Annotated in this window: 6 protein-coding genes; 2 read left to right on the top strand and 4 right to left on the bottom strand. The window is 45.7% G+C overall.

Features of this window, described 5'->3' with window-relative positions:
- Positions 1 to 90: 90 nt before the first annotated feature.
- From A1D16_RS13175 to hemA, 3 genes are read right to left on the bottom strand one after another with little or no spacing between them, the layout of a single operon-like run.
- Positions 91 to 810, bottom strand: coding sequence for a uroporphyrinogen-III synthase (locus A1D16_RS13175; RefSeq protein WP_290710198.1), 720 nt, complete (start codon positions 808 to 810; stop codon positions 91 to 93).
- Positions 800 to 1,747: a hydroxymethylbilane synthase gene (gene hemC / locus A1D16_RS13170; protein ID WP_290710196.1), complete on the bottom strand. Its 948-nt coding sequence runs from the start codon at positions 1,745 to 1,747 to the stop codon at positions 800 to 802. Before hemC ends, A1D16_RS13175 begins: the two co-directional genes overlap by 11 nt.
- A 1-nt stretch (position 1,748) precedes the next feature.
- Complete coding sequence (gene hemA / locus A1D16_RS13165; RefSeq protein ID WP_290710194.1) at positions 1,749 to 3,002, bottom strand: glutamyl-tRNA reductase; 1,254 nt, start codon at positions 3,000 to 3,002, stop codon at positions 1,749 to 1,751.
- A 219-nt stretch (positions 3,003 to 3,221) separates the two neighbouring features.
- On the opposite strand from hemA, the gene hemH reads away from it, so the two are divergent.
- Positions 3,222 to 4,238: a ferrochelatase gene (hemH, locus tag A1D16_RS13160; RefSeq protein ID WP_290710191.1), complete on the top strand. Its 1,017-nt coding sequence runs from the start codon at positions 3,222 to 3,224 to the stop codon at positions 4,236 to 4,238.
- Between the two features lie 31 nt (positions 4,239 to 4,269).
- Entirely contained in the window at positions 4,270 to 4,821 is a 552-nt protein-coding gene (locus tag A1D16_RS13155; protein ID WP_290710189.1) for a CopD family protein, read from the top strand.
- On the opposite strand, the gene hemN is transcribed toward A1D16_RS13155, so the two are convergent.
- On the bottom strand, positions 4,822 to 6,234 hold the full coding sequence (gene hemN, locus A1D16_RS13150) for an oxygen-independent coproporphyrinogen III oxidase (protein ID WP_290710187.1): 1,413 nt from the start codon (positions 6,232 to 6,234) through the stop codon (positions 4,822 to 4,824).
- Positions 6,235 to 6,304: the final 70 nt, after the last annotated feature.

Here is a 6,304-nt window from a genome sequence, read left to right as displayed (position 1 = left end):
CATCCATACGGGGGTTCTTTCGGTTGCTTCTCCTCTCAGTGTACGCAGAATAAGATCGTTTTTTAGCGACATATAGATGTTCTTCTTTTATTAGTTCAATGCCAGTATATCAATGGCTTTTTTTGCCAATGCCTCTTTCCCGGGTTTATCGGCCAGGATAATTTTATTCGAACAAAATTTGCGGACGGCAGCAGCCGTTGTTTCGCCGATAGCAAAGACCAGCGCCCGGAGTTCCAGTTTATTATTGACGAAAAAACTTTCCACGGCAGATGGGCTATAGAATAACACCCCTGCAAGGTTTTCGTTCAGTTTATGATGTACAGCAATCGTTTCATATACTACGATTTCCGTTACCAGTATCCCTGCAGCAAAAAGCATATCAGGAAGCTCGGCCCGGCGCTGATCGCCACAAAAAAACACTATTTCCTCCGCCAGTTCATCTTCAATGATTCGATCTGCTAAACTCACCGCATTGTCGGCTGTACCAATGATCCGATCTTTGCCAAAATATTGTTCGATCAATAATTTAGTGGTATGGCCGATGCAGTAGATCTGCCAGTCGGGTTGCTGATCCTGCATGATTTCTACCACCGATTCAACGGCATTCATGCTGGTGAATACCACCGTGGTACGCATAAATAATGCCGATTGAATTTCTTCAATGGTTGCTGCGGTATGTACAGGTGTGGTATCAATAAAAGACAATGTTTTTATTTCAACGCCTCTTCGGGCAGCCTCTTCAACGGTAGTATCTGCAAGTGGTCTTGTAGTTAGTAAACGGGGTAATATGGTGTTTTGATCAATGCCCATTTTTTATACTTGCAACAATTTTATCAGCTCCCTGTTGTATCAGTTCCTGCGCGGCAAGCACCCCAAGTGCCTCGGCCTGGTTTGCTTCAATTGTTTTCTCAAGGGCAAGATGTGTTGCCCCGTCCAGTGAAAATATGCTTCCACGAAACCGGATCATCTGTATAGTTTGTCCTGCGTCGTTGATCGTTTGTTCCATTTCTGCCAATGCGCTGATGGGGGTAGAACAGCCTCCCATCAGTGTTTTAAGAAAATCCCGTTCTATTCTTACGCAGTGGGCGGTGGTACTGTCGTGAAATAAGCGACAGGCTTCCTGTGTAGCCGGATCGTTTTCCCGGCAAACAACCAGTATTGCTCCCTGTGCCGGGGCTGGTAACATCCAGTTCAATTCAATAGCGGCATCCGGGCGAAGATTAATTCTTTCCAGGCCGGCAGCCGCAAAAATGGCGCCATCCCAGTCTTCTTCTGCTAATTTCCGCAGACGTGTGTTCACATTTCCGCGCAGGTTGGTGATGCGGTGGTGTGGATACCTGTGTAACCATTGGGCTTTCCGACGGATGCTACTGGTAGCAACCAGGGCGGAATAAGCCCCGTCACTCAGGAATTCAGTTCCATTTTTGGGAACCAGTAAATCTTTGAAGCTGGCTCTTGGTAAAACCGCCGCTTCCACAATTCCCTGCGCCATTTGGGTGGGTACATCCTTCATGGAATGCACGGCAATGTCAAAGCGGTTGCTCAGCAATGCGCTGTCGAGGGTTTTGGTAAATACCCCCTGAACGCCCATGGCATATAGAGGGGTAACGAGATCGATATCGCCATCGGATTTGAGCGGCACCAATTCCGTTTGAAAGCCTTTTTCTTCCAGTAATCCCTTTACTAAATTGGCTTGCCAGACAGCTAACTGGCTGTCTCTGGTTCCGATTCTGATTATTTTGTTCATCTTAATTGGCACCGAAAGCCATGAAATCGTTAATTGCTTCCAGGTAGTGGCAACCCCGCTGGTTTTTAACCCGCATTTTTGCTGCCATCGTATTCAGGACTTTCTGAATCCTGGAGGCGGCTTCATCGGTGGTTGCAAAGGTAGTATGATAAACCCATTGCGTGTGTTGTGGATCTGCACTCAGGGTATTTACATGAATTTCTTCGAGTTTTAATTTAACCTGTCCCAATACTGCCAGCTGTTTGCGCATTCTGCACCAATCATAAAACTCAGCGGTTTGAGCTGCGATGATGGCGAGTGCTTTGGGAACTTCTGCCTGGCGTTTCTGCAGGGTTTCGTCTTTCATCAAAGATAACTGGTCTACATTTAGCAGTTCTTTGTTCTTCACCTGTGCAACGGAAGGATCCACATTATTGGGAATGGAAAGGTCAATAATCCATTGTTTTTTAGCTGCTTTCAGGTGTTGGGGGTAGATAATTGCTTCCGGTGCATTGGATGCCACAATAATAATGTCTGCCGCTACCACCGCATTTTGTAATTCCTGCGCCGGTAATACGGCCAGTTGAAGTTCCTGCGCCAGCTTAGCCGCTTTTTCAAAACTGCGGTTCATGAGGGTGATATCGCTGCAGCCCAGGTAATCGATCAGGTTTTTACAGGTATTCCGGCCTATTTTCCCGGTTCCGATCAGTAAAACAGATTTATTAGCTACCTGTGGTACTCTTTCTTTAAGGTATTGAATGGCCGCAAAGGATACAGAAACAGAGCCACTGCTCAACGCGGTATAATTTTTTACGAGTTTGGAGGTTTGCAGCACCTGGTTATAGAGGCGTTCAATAAAGGGGCCGATAGCTGCTTTAGCTTTGGAATGTTTTACGGCGAGTTTTATTTGGCCAACGATTTCATAGTCGCCCAGGATCTGGGAATCGAGCCCCGCAGCTACCTGAAACAGGTGCTGTACCGCGGTTTCAGCCCGGTATTGATAGGCAAAATGGTTGAATTCAGTGGCCGATTGGCCGGTGGCCTCACAAATCAGGTTTACAAGGGTATCGGCATCGGGCGCAATGGCGTAGAGCTCTGTACGGTTACAGGTAGATAATACAAATAATTCAGCAACTCCTTTGGTGGTAGCATGCTCCAAAATCAGGTCATATTGGTCCTGGCTGATGGCGAAGCGGCTCCTTACAGCTGAATCAGATTTTTTATAACTGAGTCCAACCACAAAAAAATGCTGTAAATCTTTTGGATAATCTCCCATAATTGTCTCTCAAATTCCTTTGCAAAAATAGCCTGTGGCAGCTGATTTCCCCAGCGCTTTCTGTCAGTGAACTGTCATATTCCGCCGTTCCTTCCCGTTTTGTTGAATCATTTGTTGCTAATAACGGATGAATTGTATTTTTTATGCATGTGTGCCTGCCTTGTTTTTTGCAACTTTGTGCCGCGAATCCTGTTATTTGCATCAAATTTCCCCTGAATAATGAAGAAAGGTATTTTATTGATGAATCTTGGTTCACCCGATTCCACATCGGTAAAGGATGTACGGAAGTACCTGAATGAATTTTTAATGGACGAGCGGGTTATTGATTTACCCTACCTGCAGCGGTTTTTGCTGGTGAAGGGGATCATTGTTACGTTTCGTGCTCCCAAATCGGCAAAAGCCTACCAGTCGATTTGGACTGAGCAGGGGTCTCCGCTGATTGTTCTGACAAAAGAACTACAGGCCGCACTGCAGGCGCAGGTAGCGGAACCGGTTGAAATATGCATGCGGTACGGCACGCCATCTCCCAAAGCTGCGTATGAAAAATTAGTGAACGCACACCCCGATCTGGAAGAGGTTATATTGGTACCTATGTACCCGCATTATGCTATGAGCAGTTATGAAACGGCGGTGGAATATGCTAAACTTCAGCATAAACAGGGTGGATATGGTTTCAGGCTGACGGTTATTCCTCCTTATTACGACGAACCAAGGTACCTGCATGCGCTGGCGGAAAGTATTCGTCCTTACCTGGAACAGGGGCATGATCATATCTTGTTCAGTTACCACGGCGTTCCGGAACGCCATATCAAAAAAGGCGATTGTACCGGCAAACATTGTTTGCAGGTAGCCAATTGTTGTGAACAGCCTTCTCCTGCACATGCACAATGTTACCGGCACCAGTGTTGGGTTACCACCAAAAAACTAACAGAGCTCCTGGGCTTACCGGATGATAAATGGAGCATGAGTTTTCAGTCGAGGTTGGGGCGGGATGAATGGCTGAAGCCTTACACTGCAAAAAGGCTGCAAGAAATGCCGGGTGAAGGAATCAAAAAACTGGCAGTTGCCTGCCCGGCCTTTATAAGTGATTGCCTCGAAACACTGGAAGAAATTGCAGAAGAAGGAAAAGAAGAATTTCTGCATGCCGGTGGCGAATCCTTTACGATGATTCCTTGTTTGAATGTGCATCCGGAATGGGTACAGACATTGAAGGCCTACGTGGGTGCAACCACCTGAGAATTTCCATTGTGTAGTAAAGTTTTCTGTCATGTATTTCTATCTTAAAGCACTTCATATCATCTTTGTAGTTACCTGGTTTGCGGGTTTATTTTATATGCCCCGACTTTTTATTTATAATACGGAGGCGGGTGATAAAGAACCAGCTGCACGCGATGTTCTACGGGGGCAATTCGGTATCATGATGAAGCGATTGTGGTTTGGAATTACCTGGCCTTCGGCTATGCTTACCCTGGCGCTTGGAATTTCGGTAATGCTAATGGGTGACTGGGATAAAATCCTTTTTCAACCTGAGGGAAGGTGGTTTCTTTTCAAATGGATTTTCCTTATCGGCTTATTCGCTTATCATTTTAGCCTTCATAAAATTTACAAACAGCAGGAAAAGGGCCTGTTCCGGTACAGCTCCCAGCAATTGAGAATCTGGAATGAAGTGGCAACTATATTTTTATTTGCCATTGTTTTTCTGGTGGTGGTTAAACAGAGTATAAGCCTCTTGTGGGGAATGGGTGGTTTGCTGGTTTTGGTGCTTGTATTATTGTTGGCCATTCGAATCTATAAGAGAGCACGCGAAAAAAAATCATGATCAGATGGCTTTGGAATAGCGCACGGTTGCAGCCTGTTGTGTTTTTCGCTGAATAAATAAGTCAAATGCACTGCAGACAATACGAATGAAGTGATGCCCTTTTGCGGAAAGTTGCATGCCGGATTCAGTCCAATCCAATAATCCGTCGGCTGCCAGTTCTTCTAAAACAGGGAAGCTGTATTCACGCAGAATAGCCAGGTCGCAAACCCTGAATTCAGTACTTCCTTTGCAGGTGATATCCAGGATATATTGTTTAAAATGCTGGTCTTCTTCGTCCAGAAAATAGCCTTTTGTTATAGCAAGGCGCCCTTGTTTAATGGAGTCGTAATAGTCTTTAATGGTTTTATTATTTTGCGCATATGCATTGCCGGTATCACTAATGCTTGATACCCCCAGGCCTATGAGCAATTTGGCCGATTGCGTGGTATATCCCATAAAATTTCGATGAAGGGTAGATTCTTCCCATTTGCCATCTCCTTCCCCCCTCATTCCGGTGCATTTTTCGCGCCACCTGGCCAGGAATAATTCATCGGAGGGTAACGCAAAATGATCCATCCCGATATCATGGTAGCCATGCAGGGAAAACTGGAATTTTGCCTGCCGGTAGAGTTGCATTTTTAACTCTGCCGAGGGCAGGTCAGATTCATCAAATAAACGTTGTCCGCGGCTTGTCCAGGGTACATGCGCATAACTGTAAAAAGCTACCCGATCGGGACGGAGCGACAAAACTTTTTGCAGCGTGCGTTCCATGGATTCCGGGGTTTGTTTCGGAAGTCCGTAGATCAGGTCAAAATTGATGGACGTATAACCGATTTCGCGAGCTGTTTCAGTTACTTCCTGAACTTTATAAAAAGGCTGGATCCTATTGATCACTTTTTGAACGGCCGGATCGTTGTCCTGAACACCAAAACTTACTCTCCGGAAACCGAGGTCATACAGGGTTTTGAGATGTGCGTAAGTGGTGTTATTGGGATGCCCTTCAAAACTGAATGCATGGTCTTCCGCCCTTATGGTGGAGGAAAGGATCGGGGTCAATAATTTTTCCAGATTTTCGGGCGAAAAAAAAGTAGGTGTACCTCCGCCCAGATGAAGTTCCCGGAGAATGGGTTTTTCCTGCATAAGGCGCAGGTAAAGGGTCCATTCTTTAAGCAAGGCAGCAATATATTCATCTTCCACTTTATGGTTGGTGGTTATTTTTTTGTTACAGCCACAGTAGGTACATAGGCTTTCGCAGAAGGGAAGATGTATATAGATGGCTATACCATTGCTATTGTTTTCAATGGAAAACTGTTGACTGAAATTGGATTCCCATCTTTCCGGCGATATTGAATGCTCCCATTGAGGAACAGTTGGATAACTGGTGTACCGCGGTACAGGCCGATCGTATTTATGTAGTAGGCTGGCAGTAAGCATGGTACAAAGAAAGCAGCCGCGGACGGTCTGTGCACTGATGCAGATTCTGGCAGGGTATGATCTTTATCAG

It is taken from the genome of Flavihumibacter sp. CACIAM 22H1 (genome assembly GCF_001601815.1).
Classification (GTDB): Bacteria; Bacteroidota; Bacteroidia; order Chitinophagales; family Chitinophagaceae; genus Flavihumibacter.
The sequence above is the reverse complement of the archived record's forward strand: the minus strand, read 5'-3'. Positions and strand labels throughout refer to the sequence as shown.

Coding starts and splice junctions, on each gene's coding strand:
- A1D16_RS13175 (WP_290710198.1), bottom strand. CDS start 810: ATGGGCATTGATCAAAACACCATATTACCCCGTTTACTAACTACAAGA.
- hemC (WP_290710196.1), bottom strand. CDS start 1,747: ATGAACAAAATAATCAGAATCGGAACCAGAGACAGCCAGTTAGCTGTC.
- hemA (WP_290710194.1), bottom strand. CDS start 3,002: ATGGGAGATTATCCAAAAGATTTACAGCATTTTTTTGTGGTTGGACTC.
- hemH (WP_290710191.1), top strand. CDS start 3,222: ATGAAGAAAGGTATTTTATTGATGAATCTTGGTTCACCCGATTCCACA.
- A1D16_RS13155 (WP_290710189.1), top strand. CDS start 4,270: ATGTATTTCTATCTTAAAGCACTTCATATCATCTTTGTAGTTACCTGG.
- hemN (WP_290710187.1), bottom strand. CDS start 6,234: ATGCTTACTGCCAGCCTACTACATAAATACGATCGGCCTGTACCGCGG.